The sequence below is a fragment of the Actinoallomurus sp. NPDC052308 genome, from assembly GCF_040679195.1.
Classification (GTDB): Bacteria; Actinomycetota; Actinomycetes; order Streptosporangiales; family Streptosporangiaceae; genus Actinoallomurus; species Actinoallomurus liliacearum.
In genome coordinates this window covers 41,131-60,126 of record NZ_JBFAUM010000008.1, presented here as the reverse complement: position 1 = coordinate 60,126, position 18,996 = coordinate 41,131, and the positions used below count along the sequence as shown (strand labels likewise).

Genomic DNA, 18,996 nt, shown 5'->3' with positions numbered 1-18,996 from the left:
CCTACCCCGCCGGTGGCCCGTCCCGCCCGGTCCCGGAGCCCGCCGCCTCATCCTCGCCGGGCCGCGGGCGACGATCGTCCTCGCCGGAGTGCGGGCGACCGTCATCCCCGTCGGGGTGCGGGCGACGATCGTCCTCGCCGGGCTGCGGGCGATGGCCGTCCTCGTCGGGGTGCCGGCGACGGTCCCGCCAGACGACCACGACGATGATCGCAACGACGACGATCGTCGGCACGAAGAAGGGGATCGCGGTGACCGCCGAGTGCGTCGCGAGCGGCGTCCCGGCCCCGGCCGCCGCCCCGCCCACGGCCCCGTTCACCGGTGCGCCTCCGGCACGGCGGGGAGCCGGCGGGACACCCGGGCGACGCCCCAGCCGAGCGCGATGATCAGGATCAGCGAGCAGCACAGGACGACCGCGGAGGCGGCGGTCCACAGCCAGCCGGGGACGCCGCTCTTGAGCTCGCGCTGCAGGACCCGGCGCTCGTTCTGGACCGGCCGGGTGGACTGCGGCTGGGCCGGCAGGCGCTTGGCGCCGATCGCGGGGTCGTCGGGCAGGTAGATGGGCACCGCGCCCATCGACCGCCCGTCGTGCAGCCGTACCAGTGTCTTCCACTGCCCGTACAGCGGCATCGGGCCGGTCGTCCGGTAGGCGCCGCCGCCGAGGGCGGTCAGCCGGTCGACGTGCAGGCCGCGGCCCTGCCAGGCGGTCACGGTCACCCAGGCCGGGTCCCGGACGGCGCCGGCGGGGGCGATCGTGATCCGGGCGCCGGCGGTACGGTGCGCGGCGTCGCCGCGGAGGTCGGTGAGCGTGACGGACACCCGTACGTCCTTGGACACGGTGACGAGCAGCCCGTTCGTCACGGCGGCGGCGATCGCGAGGAGCGACGCGGCGAAGACGGTACGGGCGACGGCCGGGCGGGGCAGCCGTCCCTGCAGGCCGAGGAACAGCAGGGCGCCGAGCAGGCCGCCGGCGAAACCGCCGACGACCGCCATGATCATGCCTTCCGGGATGATGTCGCCGGTCCAGGGCAGGCGCATCACGGCGTGGCTCCAGGCGTACTCCGCACCGAATCCGGCCGTGCCGATCAGCACGCCGCTGCCCGCGCCGAACGCCAGCGGCCGGCGGGCCAGCGCCGGCGCGGCGAGCTCGACGCACACGGCCTCGGCGAAGTAGAGGGGCACCGCGGCCCACAGCTGGCCGATGACCCCGGCGACGACGAGCGAGACCCCGCCGCGTACGAGCATGTAGAAGACGACCGACGACAGGGCCCCGCCCCGGCCGATCCACAGCCGCGCCACCACGAGCGCGCACCCGGCGGCGACCGCGATCATGAACGGCTGGTGCACCAGCCGGAACTGCGGAACGCCGAAGTCGTACTCGGCCTGGAAGACCGACAGCCCGATCAGCAGCCCGCCGGCCATGGCCGCACGCCGCGCGTGGCGGGCCCAGGGGCGGACGGCCACGTCGCCGCGATGCGCGCGCCCCTCCCGTTCGAGGATCATGAGGGCGACCAGGGACAGCCCGGCGCCGCCGATGAGCATCAGGTGGGTCGGGCCCCACAGCGTGACGTCCTGGCCGAAGATCCGGTGCCACATGTCGTCGAGCGGGAACCCGAGCAGGGCGTAGAAGCCGGCGCCGGCCAGCAGCACTCCCCCGGCCGGCGCGTACCAGTCGCGGGTGATGCGCACCGCGCCGGCTCCGGGCCGCTCCCCCAGGGGCAGCACCACCGCCAGGACACCCGCGGTGAAGATGCCGAACAGGCCGATCAGGATCGGATAGTGGGCGATGTTGGCCAGCGGCCCGACGTCGCGACCGCGCGAGATGTGCAGCGAGATGTCCCAGCACATCCCTAGCAGCGCGGTCACCAGCGACACGAGCGACACCAGCGAGGGCAGGGCGGCCCAGCCCGGCAGTCCCCGGCCGGGCCCGCGTTCGGACCAGGAGGCCAGGCGGCTCAGCAGCCGGATCCGGCCGCTTCGATGACCGATGCCGAGGACGAGCAGCGCGGCGGTCAGCACGGCGGCCGCGCCGCTCGCGATCAGCACCTGGCCGAGGGCGGCTCCCCCGGCCGGTTTCGACTGGACGGCGAGGAGGCCCATCGCCGTTTCGCGGGCCGGCTGGATCAGCTGCTGCACCACACGCCCTCCTCAGGCCGCTGGTATGCGTCCACGAACTATGACATCTACTACTGTTACATTGATCGATGTCACGTTGGGCGGAAGGAGAGTCATGTCACGTCGGCGGGTTCTGGCCACGACGGCGGCCGCAGCGCTCCTCACCACGGTCGGGTGCGGGAGCAAGGCCCCGGCCCCGCAGGCCACCGCGACCGCCGCGCCCGCGGTCAAGGTCACCATGACCGTGACCGGCGGAAAGGTGCGGACGGCGAGCCCGCGGGTCACCGTACGCCGCGGCCGGACGGTGGAGATCGACGTCACCAGTGACGCCGCCGACGAGTTCCACCTCCACGGCTACGACCGCGAACTGGAGCTGAAGCCCGGCGTACCGGGCGTCCTGCGGTTCGTCGCGGACCAGCCGGGAGTGTTCGAGGCGGAGCTGCACCGGTCGGGTGCGCGGGTCTTCGAGCTCCAGGTCGACTGACCGTGCACGCCACCGTCCTCGCGCACGGGCTCGGCGGCCGCACCGACCTGCCGATGGACGGGCTCACGGCCATCCTCGGCGGCGGAGCCGCGATCGCCGCGTCGTTCCTCGCTCTCACCATCGCGTGGCGGCGGCCGCGCCTCTTCCCCGACGACGGCCGGCCACTGCCCACCCGTATCGCCCACGCGCTCGACGCCCGAGCCCTGACGGCCGCCGGGCGCGTCATCGCACTCCTGGCCACGGCCGCGGTCGTCGTGGTGGCCCTGACCGGGCCGGCGACCGACCAGCGCAACTTCGCGCCGTGGGCGCTGTTCGTGACGTTCTGGGTGGGTCTGGCGCCGGCCAGCGTGCTGTGCGGCCCGGTCTGGCGGCGGGTGAACCCGCTGCGGACCCTGCACGCGGCACTGTGCCGGCTCACGGGCGCGTCCGGCCGCGCCTATCCCCGGCGCCTGGGCTACTGGCCGGCCGCCGCCTGGCTCACCGGGTTCGTCTGGTTCGAGCTGGTCGCGCCCGACCGGTCCGACCCGCGCCTGGTCGGCCTCCTCATCCTCGGGTACGCGCTGGTCAACCTCATCCTGGCGACGGTGTACGGCGCGTCCTGGTTCGCGTTCGGCGACGGCTTCGAGGCGTACTCCACGCTGCTGGCCCGGATCTGCCCGATCGGCCGGCGCGGCGACGGCACCCTCGTCCTGCGGACGCCGCTGACCGGGCTGATGCGCGGCGACCCCGAACCCGGCCTGGTCGCCGTGGCCTGCGTGCTGATCGGATCCACCGGATTCGACGGCATCACCCGTACGACCTACTGGCGGGACAACGTCGACCCCCGCAGCCTGACGGCGGGCACCCTGGGGCTGGCCGCCGCGATCGGCGTCGTCACCGCGCTGTACCTGGGCGCGATGCGCGTCACCGCCGCCGTGACCGGCGAGCCCCCGGGCGCGCCGCCCGTACGGTTCGCCGCGACGCTACTGCCCATCGCGCTCGGGTACACCGTCGCGCACTACTTCTCCTTCTTCCTGCTCGAGGGCCAGATGACGGTCATCCTGGCCAGCGACCCGTACGGCACCGGGCTGAACCTGCTCGGCTCCACCGGACGCCGCGTCGACTACGCCGCAGTGCCGTCCTGGCTCACCGCGCTCGTCCAGGTGAACGCCATCGTGCTCGGCCACATCGCCGCCACCATCGCAGCGCACGACCTGGCCCTGCGCACCCATCCCCCGGCCCGCGCGGGCCGGGGCCAGATTCCGCTCGCCGTGACCATGATCGCCCTGACCTGTGCGGGCCTGCTCGCCCTCCTCAGCGGATGAGCGCGCGGTAGGACACCCCGGTCGCGGAGGCGGGCAGCCGAGCCGGGGTGGTCGCGTCGATCGCTGGGGCGGGGGTCAGCCGAGCCGGGCGGTCGCGTCGCCGATGGCCTCGTCCAGGATGGCCAGACCTCGCGAGAGCTCCTCCTCGGTGGCGGTCAGCGGGGGCGCGATCCGGAAGGTCCCGCCCATGCCGGGGAGCTGCACGATGTTCATGTGCAGGCCGAGTTCGAGGCAGCGCCGGGTGACCAGCGCGCCGAGCTCGTCCGACCCCTGCTTGGTCTCCCGGTCCAGGACGAGCTCCAGGCCGACCAGCAGGCCGCGGCCACGGATATCCCCGACGACCGGGTGCCGCTCGGCGGTCGCTTCGAGGCCCCGGCGCAGGAATCCGCCGAGCTCCGCCGCCCTCTCGTCGAGCCGGTCCCGGGCCAGAATGTCGAGGACGGTGTCGCCGACGGCCGCCACCAGGGGGTCCGCCACGTGCGTGGTGAAGAACAGGAAGCCGCGGTCGTGCGCCTCCTGTTCGATCTCGGCGCTGGTGAGCACGGCCGCGAGAGGAAGGCCCGCACCGAGCGTCTTGGAGAGCGTGAGGATGTCGGGGACGATCCCGTCCCGTTGGAAGGCGTACCAGTTCCCGGTGCGGCAGAGCCCGGTCTGCGCCTCGTCGAGGATCAGCAGCATGCCCCGCTCACGGCACTTCTCGTGCAGGGCGGCGAAGTATCCGGCGGGCGGCTCGATGAGCCCGCCGGCGCTGAGGATCGGTTCGACGATGCACGCGGCGAGGCTGCCGACCGACTGGGCGTCGATCAGCTCGAAGCCGAAGTCCAGTTGGCGCCGCCAGTCGAGCTCACCGTCGGCGGTGGTGAAGTCCGGCCGGTACGCATTGGGCACCGGGAGGGCGAAGTTCCCCGGCACGGCGGGGCCGTAGCCCTTGCGGCCCGCGCTGTAGGTGGCGTTCGCGGCGGCGTTGGTCATTCCGTGCCAGGACCGGGCGAACGACACGATCTCGTGCTTGCCGGTGACGAGCTTGGCCATCCGGATGGCCGCTTCGTTCGACTCGGCGCCGGTCGTCAGGAGCAGCGCCTTCTCCAGCGGCGCCGGGAGCGTCTCGGCCAGCCGCCGGGCGAGGTCGACGACGGGGCGGCTCAGCATGCCGCTGTACAGGTGGTCGAGATGGGCCACCTGCCGGCGCACGGTGGCGACGATCTCGGGATGCGAGTGGCCGAGGATCGCGCTCATCTGACCGGAGGTGAAGTCGAGGATCTCCTCGCCGTCCTCGGTGAACAGGACGCTGCCCTCGGCGCGTTCGATGATCTTCCGCGTGAAGTCGCCGGCACCGGCGTAGCGCGTGAGGTACCGGTCGGCGTCGGCCCAGAAGGTGTCGGCCGAGGACGCCGGAACAGGAACCGTGGTCGGAGCGGTCATGCCCATGACGCTAGGAGACGTCCGAGCGACACGTCCATCTCATAATTCCGGCTTTCCTGTTCGGAAGAACCGAACAAAGATGGCGGCATGACACTGAATCCGGTGCGTCTGCGGCTGTTGAGCCAGTTGGACGCTCTCGGCACCATCCGGGCCGTGGCGGTCGCCGCCCACCTGAGCGCGTCGAGCGTCTCGCAGCAGCTCGCGGTGCTCGAGGCCGAGACGCGTACGCGCCTGCTCGAACGGACCGGACGGCGGGTCCGGCTGACGCCCGCCGGGCTGATCCTCGCGCGGCGGGCGCGGGCGGTCCTCGACCACATGGACGCGGTCGAGGCGGAACTGCGCGGTCTCGGCGAGGAGCCGGCCGGGTCGGTACGGCTGGGAGCCTTCCAGAGCGCGATCCACGGGCTGGCCGTGCCGGTGGTGACCCGGATCGCGCGCTCGCATCCGCACGTCGACGTCGAGTTGCTGGAGGTGGAGCCGCACCAGAGCATGCAGGCGCTGCGAGCCGGCGACGCCGACATCGTCATCACGACCACGGACTTCGTCGAGGTGCCCCTGGACCCGGACGTGGACATCGTCCCGCTGGCGACCGACCAGATCGTGCTCGTCGTACCGCCCGCCCACCCGCTGGCACGGCGGGGCCCGATCGATCTCGCCGCCTGTGTCGACGAGTCCTGGGCGTTCGACATCCCTCAGTCGTACATGGCGAATCTCGCGACCAGGCTGTGCCGGCAGTCCGGGTTCGAACCGCGGGTGGTGTGCCGGTTCAGCAACTACCTGATGGCCCTGCAGCACGTCGAGGCCGGCCTGTCGATCGCCCTGCTGCCCGGCCTCGCCGTGGACCCCCGGTACCGGGTCGCCACCCAGACACTCGCCGCGCCGGTCACACGCACCATCGCCGCGGCGGTCCGGCGCGGATCCGCGTCGAGGACCGCGGTCAACCTGGTCGTCGACGCGCTGCGCCAGAACCAGGACCTGCCGTCTGCGGCGTCGCCCCTGTGACGGCTGGCCTTTTTATGTAGATCGGTCTATTCTCGTGCGCATGGCCGCGAAGGGCGACGAGACACGGGCCCGGATGCTCGAGGCGACCCGGACCCTCACCGAGGCGAAGGGCTACCACGGCACCGGGCTGAACGAGGTGCTCGCGCTGAGCGGCGCGCCGCGCGGCTCGCTCTACCACCACTTCCCCGGCGGCAAGGACCAACTGGTCGGCGAAGCGCTGACCGGGGCCGGCCGGGAGGTGGACGGCCTGCTCGCCGACCTGGCCGAGGAGGCGGCCGGCGTGCCGGCACTGGTGCACGCCCTGTTGGACGCGCTGGCCGAGCGCATGACGGCGGCGGGTTTCGCGAAAGGCTGCCCGGTGGCCACCGTGGCGCTGGAGGTCGCCTCGTCCAACGACGCCCTGCAGCAGATCGCCGCCGAGGTGTACGGGGGCTGGCAGCGGCGGCTGGCCGACGCACTGCGCGCGGACGGACGTGAGGCGGCGGAGGCCGAAGACGTGGCCACCACCGTGCTGGCGCTGATCGAGGGGGCCCTGGTCCTCGCCCGCGCACAGCGCAGCCGGGAGCCGATCGACCGGGTACGCCGCCGGATCGCCGCGGTGCTCGGCTGAGTTCTTTTTTCGGCGTCGAATATGTAGATCGGTCTAAATAGAAGGTGGATCATGGACGCGGTGGTCATCGGTGCGACCGGTCTCCTCGGTCGCTGGCTGGTACTCGAGCTGCTCAACCGGAACCGGGCGGTCGCCGCCATCGTCCGGGGACGGGAAACGGAGTTGCGGGACTGGTTGCGGGATCGCGGCGCCGACCCGACGCGGTTGACGGTGGTCCGGGGCGAGATCACCGAACCCGGACTCGGGTTGACGGCCGCCGACGACGAGACGCTCGGCGACGTACGAGACGTGTTCAACGCGGCCGCGGTGTACCGATTCGGCCTCGACCGGGAGACGGCGCGAAAGGCCAACGTCGACGGGGCCCTGCACGTCCTGGACTGGGCGGCGACCCGGCCGAGGCTGCGCAGGCTGATCCACGTGTCCGGCTACCGCGTCGGGCTCGACCCGGCGCCCACGTACCCGATCCCGGCCGCCGAACTCGACGCGCTCTACCGCGCCAGGGGCGCCTACGACGCGTCGAAGACCGAGGCGGACGCGGCGGTACGCGTCACCGCCGCGCGACGCGGGGTGCCGCTGACCGTCGTGAACCCCAGCACGGTGATCGGCCACTCCGGCACCGGGGAGGCCGGCCAGTACATCGGCCTGGCCGAACTGGTCCAGAACCTCTGGGCGGGACGGCTGCCCGCCCTGGCCGGCACGCCCCGCACCTTCGTACCGGTGGTCCCGGTGGACTACTTCGCCCGCCTGACGGCGGCGATCCCCGAGCACGATCCGGAGCCGGGCGGTCTGCACTGGATCCTGGACGAGGCGACGCCGAACCTTCCCGAGCTGGTCCGCCTGCTGGCGGAACATCTCGGCGTGCGCGCGCCGCGCCGGCTGGTGCCGCTGCCGATCGTACGGCGCCTGCCGCGGGCGGTCAGCCGGGTGGAACCGGAAACGCTCACCTTCCTGACCGAGGACCGATACGACACCGGCTCGGCCGACAAGGTCGCGGCCGCCGCGGGCCTGACCCGCCCACCCGTACGGCCCGCCCTGCGGCATTGGGCCGACCGGCTGGTCGCGGACCGGTTCGGGGCCGCCGAATCGCCGCTACCCGGTGGATTCCACGAGGTCGCCGGGGCGCGTACCTACCTGGCCGGCGACCGGACCGCGCCCCGCTACGTCCTGCTGCACGGCCTGCCGCTGGACGGCGAGGCGTGGGCAGGGGTGATCGGTGAGCTGGCCGCGCCCGCCCTGGTCACCGACCTTCCGGGCCTCGGCCGGTCCGGCCTGTCGGCCGCCACCGAGGCCGAATGGCTCGCCGAGCTGCTCGCTCCCCTGCGGACCCGCCCAGTGATCGTCGCGCACTCGGCCGCCGCCGCGCCCGCGCTTCGCTTCGCCGCCGCGCACCCCGACCGGGTCGACCGTCTCGTCCTCGTCTCGCCGTACTTCCTGCAGCGGCCCGCGCCCCGGTTCCTCCGCGTGCCCGCGCTCGCCACGCCGCTCCTGAGACGCAGTTCCTCCGAGCGGCTGGCCACGGCGCTGCTCGGCGCCCCGTCGCCGCATCCGGCGATCGAGAGCGCCCGCGCGCAACTACGCCGGCCCGGAGTGGCCCGGCGTACCGCCCGGCGACTGGCCCTCGCCCACCGGCCCGCCGAACGCGCGTCGCTGCGGAACCTGCTGGCCACCGCGCCAGTGCCGGTACGGCTCATCGTGGGCGAGCTCGACCCGCTGGTCGACGGCACCGGCGATGTCCCCGTGTCCACCGTCGCGGAAGCGGGTCACCACCCGCTCATCACGCACCCGGACGCGGTCGCCGCCGGCCTCGACCTCGCCTGACCGCCACGGGGTGGGGCTCAGTCCTCGATCCAGCCGTACCCGGCGGCGAGCGCGATGACCCCGTCCCGCAGGCGCATGATCTGCGCGCCCGTCAGCTCCGGAGCCGTCTTGAGGAACGCCTCGGTGAGCTCGTTGCGAAGCTCCGCGGCGGACAGCAACTCACAGGTGCCCTCCTCGACGCGCGGCACCTCGGCCGGCCGTTCCGGCGAGCCCGTCCGCGCGGGCGGCCCGCCCTGCTTCTCCGGCGCGGCCACGACCCGTACGTCATAGCCCTTGCGGCCCCGGCCGCTGTCCACCACCTCGAACTCGACGCTCGCGCCCGGAGTGAACACACGCTTGTCGACGAGAAGGTCGTTCGCGTGGACGAACACGTCGTCGCCGCCGTCGTCGGGCGCGACGAACCCGTACCCGCGTACCTCATCGAACTTGACCACACGCCCTCTGACCACTGAACCCGACCTCACACCATCCGCGACTCACCGGAATCCCACTCGAACGCGCCACCCGCCCACCGGACCGCCAGGTCACGGCGCCCCCCGCGTTCCTGAATCAATCTAGTTCATCCACCGCCCCGGGCAGGAGGCCGTCTCCGTACGCCTTGGGGTGTTCTGTCAGTACACCGAACGGCAGGAACTCCCTCGTCGGCGCGACCAGCGGTTTCCTGGTCAGTGCGAGGGGTGCGCGGCCCGTCCGCCTCCCCGAGCCTCCTGACCGGCACATCGAAAGGCATGAACGATGGCAGAGAGCACGGACGGCACTCAGCCCTCAGGCGCCCAGGCGCTGCTCGGCGACTTCGCGCCCAAGCTGGTGGAGCTCACCGATGAGATCCTGTTCGGGGACGTGTGGAAGCGTCCGGGGCTGTCGGCGCGCGACCGCAGCCTGGTCACCGTCACCACCTTGGCGGCGCTCTACCGCACCGAGCAGCTGGACTTCCACCTGCGCACGGCGCTGAAGAACGGCCTGAGCAAGGACGAACTGGTCGAGGCCCTCACCCACCTGGCCTTCTACGCCGGCTGGCCGAACGCCATGAGCGCGGTCACCCGGCTGAAGACCATCATCGAGGAAGCCGGCGGGACCGTCTGAGGTCGCTTCTGCGGCACGGCGGCACGCCGCAGGGGTGCAGGGAAGCACCGCCCCCCGAATGAGGGGACGGGCTCACCACCATCGTGGGAAGCGCCGCCGGGCGCGCGAGCCGAGGCTGGAGACGTGTCTCAGCGACTCCTCCGCAGGCTCTCTGCCGCAGTCACCGCCACCGCCCTGCTCGCCGGGTGTGGTTCCGGTGGCCACCCCAAGGCCTCGTCCTCGCCGAACGCCCAGGACGTGGCCGCCGCGTACCGGCGGCTCGCCCAGTGCGTCCGGGCCCATGGGTTGCCGAACTTCCCCGACCCGGTACGGGATCCGCAGACCGGCCAGTGGGGACTTCCCGCCGGCACTCCCGATCCGCCGGAGAACGTCATGGACGACTGCCGTTCGACCGCCGACCGGATCCCCGCCGACAGGACCGGCACGACACTGTCCGCGCGGGACATGGCGAAGCTGCGCGAGTTCGCCGAGTGCTTCCGCCGGCACGGCGTCCCGGACTGGCCGGACCCCGCCCCGGACGGCAGCTTCACGATGCCGGCGAGGCTGGCCGGCCAGGGCAAGCAGCCGATCATGAAGCAGCTGGAGGCGTGCAAGCGGTACGGCGTCGGAGGCGGGCTGAAGATCAGGCGACCTGGGGATCCGTCCCATGGCTGACGGGAAACGGGTCGGGGTGATCGTGGTGGCGGCGCTGACGCTCGCGGGAGCGGCGGGCGGGATGGTCTGGGCGGCGGACGGCTCGAGCTCGGGGGCACGGCGCGGTTCCGCCGGCGGCGTCCCGACGGGCACCGCTCCGGTGGAGCGCACGGAGATCGCGCAGCGCCAGCAGGTCACCGGGACACTCGGGCACGCGGGCGGCCTCGACGTGGTGGCGGCCGGGCAGGGCGGAGTCGTCACCGGGCTCCCCCCCGTCGGCAGGGTGGTGCAGCGCGGGCAGGCCGCCTACGAGGTCGACGGCACGAAGGTGCCGCTCCTGTACGGAGCCCGCCCCGCCTGGCGGACCTTTCGGCCCGGGATGACCGACGGCGCCGACGTCCGCCAGTTGGAGAGCAACCTCAAGGCCCTCGGGTACGGCGACGGGCTCACCGTGGACGATCACTTCTCCACCGCGACGTACCGGGCGATCCGCCGCTGGCAGGCCGACGCCCACCTGCCCGTGACCGGAACGGTGCCCACCGGCCAGGTGACGTTCCTGCCCGGGCACCTGCGCGTCGGAGGACTCGACGTCAGGGTCGGCACGCCCGTGCGTCAGGGCCTGCTCGTCGAACACGGAACGGGCAGCAAGCCGGCCGTACGGGTTCAGCTCGACCCGGCGATCGTTCCGAACGTGCGCGTCGGCGACCCGGTCGTCGTGACGCTGCCCGACGGGAGCAGCCGGAAGGGCGAGGTGAGCGAGGTGGGGGCGGTCGTGGTGCCGCAGACCGGCCAGACCTCGGAGAACGGGCAGGCCGCCGCGGGCGCGCCGGGCGGGACCGGTGGGACGGCCGCCGCGGCGACGGCCACCGTCACCATCACCGTGGACGGCCCGATCCGTGGAGTGCTCGACCAGGCCCGGGTCCAGGTCGGCATCACCTCGGCGGCGCACGAGAACGTGCTGGCCGTGCCGATTGTGGCGCTGCTCGCACGGCCCGGCGGAGCGTACGAGGTCGTGGTCGTCGACGGTGCCGCGCGACGGCACGTGACGGTGCGGACGGGGCTGTTCGACGAGGTCACCGGGCTGGCCGAGGTCTTCGGCGGCGGGCTCGCCGAAGGCCGGCGGGTGGAGGTTCCCAGTGCCGGTTCTTGAGCTGGAGGACGTCCGCAAGGTCCATCCCGGCGAGCCGCCGGTCGAGTCCGTACGCGGCGTGAGCCTGGCCGTCGGTTCCGGCGAGATGCTCGCCGTCCGGGGCGCCTCCGGATCGGGCAAGTCGACGCTCCTGCACCTGATGGCCGGCCTGGACCGGCCCACCAGCGGCTCCGTACGCCTGCGCGGGCAGCGGGTCGACCTGATGTCGGACCGGCGGCTGGCCGGGCTGCGCGCCCACCAGGTGGGCGTGGTGTTCCAGCGGTTCTTCCTCCTGGAGACGATGACGGCGCTGGACAACGTCGCGGAGGCGCTGCTGTACCGCGGCGTGCCGCGAGCGCGCAGACGGGCCGCCGCGCGCGAGGCGCTGGCGCGGGTCGGACTGTCCCACCGTGTCCGGCACCGGGCGGCCAGGCTGTCGGGCGGGGAACGGCAGCGCGTCGCCATCGCCCGCGCGATCGTCGGCCGGCCCGCGATCGTGTTCGCCGACGAGCCGACTGGGAACCTCGACTCGGCCAACGGAGCCGAGATCCTCGACCTGATGCGCGAGCTCAACGGCTCGGGCACCACTCTCGTCATCGTCACGCACGAGGACCGGGTCGCCGACGCCTGCCGCCGCCGGATCGAGCTACGCGACGGCCTGGTGGTGGCATGAAGAGCACGATGCGGGTGGCGGACCTGCTTCCGGTCGGGACGCTGGGCCTGCGCTCCCGCCGGCTCCGCACGACCCTGTCCGGGCTCGGTGTCGCGATCGGGATCGCCTCCCTGGTCGCGGTGCTCGGCGTCACGAGATCGAGCGAGTCACAGCTGCTGGCCCAGATCGACCGCCTTGGCACGAACCTGCTGACCGTCGCCGACGGGCAGACGCTCGACGGCGCGGAGACGGAACTGCCCGCGACCGCCGGACCGATGATCGGGCACCTGCCGAAGGTCCTGCGCGTCGCGCCGACGGCTCAGCTCGTCTCCGCCGGCGTCTACCGCAGTGACCGCGTCCCCGCCGGGCAGGGCGGCGGGCTCGCGGTGCGCGCCTGCGACTCCACGCTCCTCACGACGCTTGACGGTTCACTGCTCGCCGGTCGCTTCCTGGACTCGGGCCGGTATCCGGTGACCGTACTGGGCCACGACGCCGCCCGTACCCTGGGCATCGGTCACTTCGACGCCGGTACGCGGGTCTGGCTCGGTGGGCACTGGTTCACCGTGGCCGGGATCTTGAATCCGCTTCCGCTGGCGCCCGAGATCGACCGTTCCGCGCTCGTCTCCTTCGCCGCGGCCTCCGGCCTGCTCGGGTACGACGGGCATCCCAGCCGGATCTACGTCCGGGCCGACCAGGACCACGTGACCGACGTCGCGGCGCTGCTCGCCGCCGCCGCGAACCCGGCCGCGCCGACCGCCGTGGGAGTGAGTCGACCGTCCGACGCCCTGACCGCCCGCGTGGCGGTGACGCGGACCTCCGGCGCCCTGTTCCTCGGGCTCGGCGGCATCGCGCTGCTGGTCGGCGCGATCGGCATCGCCAACGTCATGGTCATCTCCGTGCTCGAGCGGCGTTCGGAGATCGGCCTCCGGCGGGCGCTCGGCGCCGCGCGGTCGCACGTCGCCGCGCAGTTCCTGACCGAGTCCCTGGTCCTGTCCTTCCTCGGCGGGACGGCCGGCGTGCTCCTGGGCGCGGCGGTCACCGCGGGCATGGCGTACGCGCGCGGGTGGGCCGTGCTGATCCCCGGATTCGCCCTGTGGGGCGGAATCGGCGTCGCGCTGGTGGCCGGGGCGCTGGCCGGGCTGTACCCCGCGCTGCGCGCGGCCCGGCTCTCCCCCACCGACGCCCTCCGTGCCGCCTGACGTCAGGAGTCGTCGGACAACGCCTCATCGAGCGGGACCAGGCCCTGCTGCAGCCCGAAGATGGCCGCCTGCGTACGGTCCTGGAGGCCGAGCTTGGTCAGAATGCTGGAGACGTAGGACTTCACCGTCTCCTCGCTGAGCGACAGCCGTCGCGCGATCTCCCGGTTCGACCGGCCCCTGGACAGGGTCGCCAGCACGTCCCGCTCGCGGGGCGAGAGCACCTTGAGCGGATCCTCCCGGCCGCCGTCGCGGACCTGCCGGACCAGGATCGACGCGATACCCGGGCCCAGGACGCTGTCACCGCGCGCGGCGGCCCGTACGGCGGCCACGACCTCCTCGGCCGCCGCGGTCTTCGGCAGGTAGGACAGGGCCCCGGCACGGATCGCCTCGACGACCCGGTCCTCCTCGAGGAAGGAGGTGAGCACGATGACGGCAGGCGGAGTCTCGTCGCCACGCAGTGCCTCGAGCACGCCGGGGCCGTCCATCCCTGGCATCACCATGTCCAGCAGGACGACGTCGGGCCGCAGAGCGCGGATCGCGGTCACGGCGGACAACCCGTCGCCGCACTCTCCGGCGACCTCGATGTCCCGTTCCTGCTCCAGCACGAAACGGAGGCCCTGGCGGACGACCTGGTGGTCGTCCACGACGAGCACGCGGATCACGGCGTGCCGTCCGGGATGCTCGCCGTGACGGTCGTCCCCTCGCCCGGAGCGCTCACCACCTCGAAGGTGCCGCCGAGCTCCGTCGCGCGTTCGCGCATCAGGTCGAGCCCCATCCCGTGCCCGTCGACCGACCGCCGGTCGAACCCCCGCCCATCGTCACGCACCCGCACGACGACACAGCCGTCCCCGGCCGTCAGGCTCAGCTCGATGAGTCCGGGCTCGCCGTGCCGGACGGCGTTGCCGAGCGCCTCCTGGGCTATTCGCAGCACCGCGTGCTCCACCGCCGGCTCGAGCCGTACCGTCTCAAGATCGGTCCGGACCGGCACGCCGAGGCGCGCCTCGTACGCGCGGCACAGTTCCGTGAGCGCGGGCATCAGCCCGGCGTCCTCGATCGCGACCGGACGGAGTTCGAGCAGCAGCGCCTGCATCTCCCGCATCGTACGGTCGACCGTGCGCTCCATCGACTCGGCCTTGTCCCGCAGGTCCGTCTCGGCCGCGAGCGCCTTGCCCAGCCCTCCGGCCAGCAGCCGCAGGGAGAACAGGTCCTGGGAGATCGAGTCGTGCAGTTCGCGGGCGATCCTCGACCGCTCCGCCCGCCGCCCGTCCGACGCCGCGGCGTCCCGTTCGGCCTGCACGGCCGCCTCGAGGCGCTCCGCCATCCGGTTGAACGCCTCCTCCAGCCTCCCCACCTCGTCCCCGCCCGACTCCGGGATCCGCGCCTGGAAGTCGCCGTCGGCCATCGCCGTGGTCACGTCCGCCAGCCGCCGGATGCGCCGGATGAGCGCGCCCGTGCTGAGCAGCCCGAACAGCACCCCGACGGGAACGATCAACAGCAGCACGATGAGGCCGGGCAGCAGGAGCCGGCCGACGTGCCCGGCCGCCTGCCGCCGCCCGGCCGGAAGCTGCACGTAGACCATGCCGATGACCCGGCGGCCGTGCCCGGCCGGGCGACCGGTACGGGCCGCCGTGGCCGCGCCCCAGGCGACGACCGGGCTCGACGCCCAGGCGACCGACCGGCCCTGCTGCTTCCGCAGGCCGGAGCGGGCCGTCGTCGCGGCGCCCTTGACCGGGACCGGGGAGCCGACCGGATTACGGCCCGGCGCGGAGCTGAGCACGATCCTTCCGTCCCGTGCCGCCAGCGCCTCCAGGGCGACGCCGTCCCGCATGCGAGCGTCACCGATCCCGGTCTGCGCGCTCGCCTGGCCGCTCAGGCCGGCGAGGAGGTCTTGGTCGGACACCCCCGGCGTGGCGAGGCCCAGGTCGACGGCGGCGAGGCTGAGCGTCTTCGCGTCACCGGCCGCCTGTGCCTCCGCTCCCCCTGTGTCGCCGGCGCCCGTCAGCACCCGAGGCGCCACGAGCAGGAGCAGGACGGCCTCGACGACCAGCACGGCGGCCACGGAGACCATGACATACGAGAGCGCCATCCGAGTCCGCAGCCCGTACCGAGAAAACACCTATCGCCCGCCATCCGGTCTCGGCCCGGCAGGTGACCAACTGCGCGTGGGAAGACCAACCAGGACCGCCGCCCGATCCGGATCCCGCCGCATACCCCGATTGTGAATCACGGCTCTATACCGCACACGGGGTTTAGGAATCCACCGGCGATACGGCGGACATGCGGGGCCTGACCTGCGCGGTAGCGGCTGCGGCGAGGTGCGCGGCGGGCGGCCATCCCGCGTACATTCCGTGCGGAATTTGTGGGGTCACGCCTCGGCGACCGCCGTCTCCAAGAACCAGACCAGCCGGCGATTCGGACGCGGGCAGCCGAGGACCTCCCTCAGCCGAGGCCACATGTCCGCCTCAACTGGATACCAGTCGACGTCCCACTCAGGTCCCCGGTCCGACATGTCACGAAACTGATCCAGCTGCTCAGCTGTGATCGGAAAGGTGGTCGGCGGGCCTTCTCGCACGGGATAGCCGGTGAGTTGCCAACGAACGTCGGCCGCATCGTACAGAGGCTCGATAGGCACGGGCTAAAACCTAGTGACAGGCACCGACATGATCGGCAGGAGCGGACCCCTTCTGACGCTTCTATGTTTGTCAAGCGGTCATGGTGGCGTTGAGTGCTCGGTAGAGCTCGCGGGCGATGTAGCGCTTGAGGCAGCGGCGGATCTCGCGTGGGGTCTTGCCTTGGGCTGTGCGGCGGTCGATGTAGGCGCGGGTTCGGGGGCAGTGGCGTATCCGGGTCAGGGCAATGGCGTGGATGGCACGGTTGAGTGCCCGGTCACCGCCCCGGTTGAGGCGGTGGCGGATGGTCTTGCCGCTGCTGGCGGGGATCGGGCTGGTGCCGCTCAGTGCGGCGAAGGCGGCCTCGTTGCGGCACCGGCCGGGATGGGAGTAGCTCACGATCGCCTAGGCGGCGCTGACCGGTCCGACGCCGTAGCGGCTGGTCAGGCCGGGCGCGAGGTCGTTGACGATGGCCAGCAGCTGGGCGCGGTTGTCCTCCAGCTCGCGCCAGGCTTGGGTGAGTGCGAGCGCCAGACGGCGGATCTCGGCCTGGCGCACCACCTGATCGCGACCGGCGTCAGCGGGGAGTTCGCGGTCGGCCAGCGCGGCCAGGGCGGCCTGGGTCAACGGGCTGCGGGCGGCCTGACGGTCGGTGTCGTCGCCGGCGAGCAGCAGGGCACGCAGCCGGTTGGTCTGCGCGGTCCGCATCACGGCGATCTCCTGGCGCGCGACCAGCAGGATGCGCAGCGCTTCGCGGTCGCCGTCGACGCGAGGGCAGGCCACCCGGTCGGTGTCGGATCGCAGGGCGGCCAGCACGGCCAGGTGAGCGTCGATGGAATCGGACTTGCCCCTGCCGCGGCGATGGGTGCGGCTGGGTTGCTCGCACTCGATGACCCGAACGCCGGCGGCACTCAGCGCTCGCGCCAGTCCCACTCCATAGCTGCGGCTGCCCTCGATGGAGGCGACCACACGCGGTCCGGGCGCCACCTCGGCGATGGCCGCCAGCAGGCGGGTGAATCCGGCGTTGTCGTTGCCGATCCGCATCGCTTTGATCGGTCTGCCTGCCGCATCGTGCTGTACGGCGGGGTCGCCGCCACCGGCTGAGTCTCCGTCGCCCGACGGTGGCAGCATCGCTCGGCATGGAATGCGTCTTCTGTGACCTGCTCAAGTCCGGCACCGCGCGCTGGGTCACTCGTCAGTCCGCCGTCGCCGCGTTCGCGCCGCTGAACCCCCTCGCCCCAGGACACACGCTGGTCATCCCAACAGAGCACTACGCCGATATCTTCGACACTCCACCCGGCCCGCTCGCCGACGCCATGGCTGAGTTCGTCGGTTAGTAGCAGCAACGTTTGTTCACGCGTTCGGTGAACGATAGGGGGCCGCCCGGACCGGAGATGTCGATGAGATTGAGTAACGGTCTCGGCGTGTCGTCTGAGGTATGCCGCTGAGGAGTCTTTGTGTCAGCGCCGTTCTCCCTGAGCTTTGGGAGAACGGCGCTGGTGCGGTGATGGCTGATCGGTCAGGCCGATCTGTTGTCGAAGAAGGCGTAGACGCGGTGGATGCGCCCGTCGCGGAACGTCGTGACGTCGGAGCCGGTGGCGACCGGTGTGGGCGCGTCCAGCGGACCGTATTTCCAGGCAAAGCGGGCCTGCTGGTGGTGGGCATTGACCGGGGCCGCCAGATCGAAGCGGAAACCGGGTGGTGCCTGACTTTGGAGCCGGGCGAACAAGGCGTCGAGGGCGTCATGGCCTTCGACCGCGTCGTCGGGATCGGTGTAGGCGCAGTCGGGGGTGAAGATCTCCTGGATCGTCGCGCGGCGGCCGACCGGATCGGTGTCGTTGATCGCGTCGATCAGCCGGTGCACGAGTTCGGCGTGGGTGCTGCTCATGAGGTGTTTCCTTCGCTGGTCAGTGTTGGACGGTGACGACGATCTTGCCGAGCTGGCCGTTTGCTTCCATGTGACGGTGGGCGCCGGCGATGTCGGCCAGGTCGAAGGTGGCGTCGATCACCGGGACCAGGACGCCGCTGCGCAGACCGGCGTTGATGAACGCTTCCCCTCGCCGTAGCGCAACGGGATCGTCGGTGACGACGTTGAGGCCGAATCCGAAGATGTTGAGCGGCCAGTTCATCGGTAGCGGAGCGGGGCGCGGGTCGAGCCATCCGTAGACGATCAGTATGCCGCCCCGGGCCACCGCGCGGGCGAGGTCGGCCAGGCCGGGGCCGCCGATGGAGTCGAAGACCAGCCGGGCACCCCGGTCCGAGGTGAGTGCCGCTACCCGCTTGACCAGGTCGTCTTCGTCCATCACCAGCACGTGTGCGGCTCCGGCCTGCATGAGCCGGTCGGTCTTGGCGGCGGTGCGGGTGACGGCGATGGGGACGGCGCCGATGTGGTTGGCGATCTGGATGGCCGCCATGCCGACGCTGCTGGAGGCGGCGGTGATGACCACCTCATCGCCGGGGTTCATCCGGCCCACCTCGACGAGGGCACCGTAGGCGGTGAGATAGGACAGCCACACGGCGGCACCGGTGACCGCGTCCACCGAGTCCGGCCGTCGCAGCAGGCTGCGGGCGGCAACGTTGACCCGGTCCCCGTAAACGCCGTTGGTCGACATGTGGATGCCGGTGGCCAGCACACTGACCGCGTCCCCGGCGGAGAACTCCTCGACGCCCGGTCCGACGGATTCCACCACGCCGGCGGCCTCCGTGCCGATTCGTGAGGCGGGCAGCGTCGGCTGGTAGTAGTACCCGCCGGAGCGGAACAGTGCCTCGGCCCGGTTCAGCCCGATCGCGTCGATCCGGACCCGCACCTCGCCCTCGCCGGGCTCATCAAGGCGCACCTGTTCCAGGCGCAGCACCTCAGGCCCGCCCAGCTCGTCGAACAGCACCGCCGTAGCGTTCATCAGCGTCCCGCCCCAGCTCTCGTGCTGCGTTCATTTTCC

General features: G+C 72.4%; 22 protein-coding genes. 11 read left to right on the top strand and 11 right to left on the bottom strand.

The window, feature by feature from the left end; translation table 11 throughout:
• Nucleotide 1: 1 nt before the first annotated feature.
• Both AB0L00_RS21720 and AB0L00_RS21715 read right to left on the bottom strand, forming a co-directional pair.
• Nucleotides 2-316 carry a DUF6479 family protein gene (locus AB0L00_RS21720; protein ID WP_364436911.1) on the bottom strand — a complete coding sequence of 105 codons (315 nt, stop codon included), beginning with the start codon at nt 314-316 and terminating at the stop codon, nt 2-4.
• The gene (locus tag AB0L00_RS21715; RefSeq protein WP_364436908.1) at nt 313-2,136 is read right to left on the bottom strand and encodes a hypothetical protein; all 1,824 of its coding nucleotides are present in this window, start codon (nt 2,134-2,136) and stop codon (nt 313-315) included. Before AB0L00_RS21715 ends, AB0L00_RS21720 begins: the two co-directional genes overlap by 4 nt.
• 91 nt (nt 2,137-2,227) lie before the next feature.
• Here AB0L00_RS21715 and AB0L00_RS21710 point away from each other — a divergent pair, with 91 nt between their 5' ends.
• Both AB0L00_RS21710 and AB0L00_RS21705 read left to right on the top strand, forming a co-directional pair.
• Nucleotides 2,228-2,596, top strand: coding sequence for a hypothetical protein (locus tag AB0L00_RS21710; RefSeq protein WP_364436906.1), 369 nt, complete (start codon nt 2,228-2,230; stop codon nt 2,594-2,596).
• A 2-nt stretch (nt 2,597-2,598) separates the two neighbouring features.
• Nucleotides 2,599-3,900: a hypothetical protein gene (locus tag AB0L00_RS21705; protein WP_364436904.1), complete on the top strand. Its 1,302-nt coding sequence runs from the start codon at nt 2,599-2,601 to the stop codon at nt 3,898-3,900.
• Between the two features lie 75 nt (nt 3,901-3,975).
• On the opposite strand, the gene AB0L00_RS21700 is transcribed toward AB0L00_RS21705, so the two are convergent.
• Nucleotides 3,976-5,322 carry an aspartate aminotransferase family protein gene (locus AB0L00_RS21700; RefSeq protein ID WP_364436901.1) on the bottom strand — a complete coding sequence of 449 codons (1,347 nt, stop codon included), beginning with the start codon at nt 5,320-5,322 and terminating at the stop codon, nt 3,976-3,978.
• 87 nt (nt 5,323-5,409) lie between these two features.
• Between AB0L00_RS21700 and AB0L00_RS21695 the strand changes: the two genes are divergently transcribed.
• The 3 genes from AB0L00_RS21695 to AB0L00_RS21685 are packed head-to-tail and all read left to right on the top strand — an operon-like array spanning nt 5,410 to nt 8,752.
• The gene (locus AB0L00_RS21695) at nt 5,410-6,324 is read left to right on the top strand and encodes a LysR family transcriptional regulator (protein WP_364436898.1); all 915 of its coding nucleotides are present in this window, start codon (nt 5,410-5,412) and stop codon (nt 6,322-6,324) included.
• A gap of 40 nt (nt 6,325-6,364) precedes the next feature.
• Nucleotides 6,365-6,934, top strand: a complete 570-nt coding sequence (locus tag AB0L00_RS21690; RefSeq protein ID WP_364436895.1) for a TetR family transcriptional regulator — start codon at nt 6,365-6,367, stop codon at nt 6,932-6,934.
• Nucleotides 6,935-6,985: 51 nt separating this feature from the next.
• Complete coding sequence (locus AB0L00_RS21685; RefSeq protein ID WP_364436892.1) at nt 6,986-8,752, top strand: alpha/beta fold hydrolase; 1,767 nt, start codon at nt 6,986-6,988, stop codon at nt 8,750-8,752.
• Nucleotides 8,753-8,769: 17 nt separating this feature from the next.
• Here the strand turns inward: AB0L00_RS21685 and AB0L00_RS21680 are convergent, their stop codons facing one another.
• Complete coding sequence (locus tag AB0L00_RS21680) at nt 8,770-9,201, bottom strand: cold shock domain-containing protein (RefSeq protein ID WP_364436889.1); 432 nt, start codon at nt 9,199-9,201, stop codon at nt 8,770-8,772.
• 286 nt (nt 9,202-9,487) lie between these two features.
• Between AB0L00_RS21680 and AB0L00_RS21675 the strand changes: the two genes are divergently transcribed.
• From AB0L00_RS21675 to AB0L00_RS21655, 5 genes are all read left to right on the top strand, one after another.
• Nucleotides 9,488-9,835, top strand: coding sequence for a carboxymuconolactone decarboxylase family protein (locus AB0L00_RS21675; protein WP_364436886.1), 348 nt, complete (start codon nt 9,488-9,490; stop codon nt 9,833-9,835).
• Nucleotides 9,836-9,958: 123 nt separating this feature from the next.
• Entirely contained in the window at nt 9,959-10,489 is a 531-nt protein-coding gene (locus tag AB0L00_RS21670) for a hypothetical protein (protein WP_364436883.1), read from the top strand.
• A complete protein-coding gene (locus AB0L00_RS21665; protein WP_364436880.1) occupies nt 10,482-11,618 on the top strand; it encodes a peptidoglycan-binding domain-containing protein in 1,137 nt (378 codons plus the stop codon). The genes AB0L00_RS21670 and AB0L00_RS21665 overlap by 8 nt, the downstream gene beginning before the upstream one ends.
• The gene (locus AB0L00_RS21660; RefSeq protein ID WP_364436877.1) at nt 11,605-12,270 is read left to right on the top strand and encodes an ABC transporter ATP-binding protein; all 666 of its coding nucleotides are present in this window, start codon (nt 11,605-11,607) and stop codon (nt 12,268-12,270) included. The genes AB0L00_RS21665 and AB0L00_RS21660 overlap by 14 nt, the downstream gene beginning before the upstream one ends.
• Nucleotides 12,267-13,448, top strand: a complete 1,182-nt coding sequence (locus AB0L00_RS21655) for an ABC transporter permease (RefSeq protein WP_364436874.1) — start codon at nt 12,267-12,269, stop codon at nt 13,446-13,448. Before AB0L00_RS21660 ends, AB0L00_RS21655 begins: the two co-directional genes overlap by 4 nt.
• Nucleotides 13,449-13,450: 2 nt before the next feature.
• Here AB0L00_RS21655 and AB0L00_RS21650 read toward each other — a convergent pair whose 3' ends face one another.
• The 5 genes from AB0L00_RS21650 to AB0L00_RS21630 all read right to left on the bottom strand — a co-directional run bounded on the left by AB0L00_RS21650 (nt 13,451) and on the right by AB0L00_RS21630 (nt 17,188).
• A complete protein-coding gene (locus AB0L00_RS21650) occupies nt 13,451-14,110 on the bottom strand; it encodes a response regulator transcription factor (protein ID WP_364436872.1) in 660 nt (219 codons plus the stop codon).
• Entirely contained in the window at nt 14,107-15,534 is a 1,428-nt protein-coding gene (locus AB0L00_RS21645) for an ATP-binding protein (protein WP_364436869.1), read from the bottom strand. Before AB0L00_RS21645 ends, AB0L00_RS21650 begins: the two co-directional genes overlap by 4 nt.
• Nucleotides 15,535-15,813: 279 nt before the next feature.
• A complete protein-coding gene (locus tag AB0L00_RS21640) occupies nt 15,814-16,080 on the bottom strand; it encodes a hypothetical protein (protein WP_364436866.1) in 267 nt (88 codons plus the stop codon).
• Between the two features lie 70 nt (nt 16,081-16,150).
• Nucleotides 16,151-16,456 carry a transposase gene (locus AB0L00_RS21635; RefSeq protein ID WP_364436863.1) on the bottom strand — a complete coding sequence of 102 codons (306 nt, stop codon included), beginning with the start codon at nt 16,454-16,456 and terminating at the stop codon, nt 16,151-16,153.
• 6 nt (nt 16,457-16,462) lie between these two features.
• Nucleotides 16,463-17,188, bottom strand: a complete 726-nt coding sequence (locus AB0L00_RS21630; protein WP_364436861.1) for a transposase — start codon at nt 17,186-17,188, stop codon at nt 16,463-16,465.
• 8 nt (nt 17,189-17,196) lie between these two features.
• On the opposite strand from AB0L00_RS21630, the gene AB0L00_RS21625 reads away from it, so the two are divergent.
• Entirely contained in the window at nt 17,197-17,394 is a 198-nt protein-coding gene (locus AB0L00_RS21625; RefSeq protein ID WP_364436858.1) for an HIT domain-containing protein, read from the top strand.
• A gap of 182 nt (nt 17,395-17,576) precedes the next feature.
• Here the strand turns inward: AB0L00_RS21625 and AB0L00_RS21620 are convergent, their stop codons facing one another.
• Both AB0L00_RS21620 and AB0L00_RS21615 read right to left on the bottom strand, forming a co-directional pair.
• Nucleotides 17,577-17,945 (bottom strand): nuclear transport factor 2 family protein, encoded by a 369-nt coding sequence (locus tag AB0L00_RS21620; protein WP_364436856.1) that lies wholly within the window; start codon nt 17,943-17,945, stop codon nt 17,577-17,579.
• A 19-nt stretch (nt 17,946-17,964) separates the two neighbouring features.
• The gene (locus AB0L00_RS21615) at nt 17,965-18,957 is read right to left on the bottom strand and encodes a zinc-dependent alcohol dehydrogenase family protein (protein ID WP_364436853.1); all 993 of its coding nucleotides are present in this window, start codon (nt 18,955-18,957) and stop codon (nt 17,965-17,967) included.
• Between the last annotated feature and the right edge of the window lie 39 nt (nt 18,958-18,996).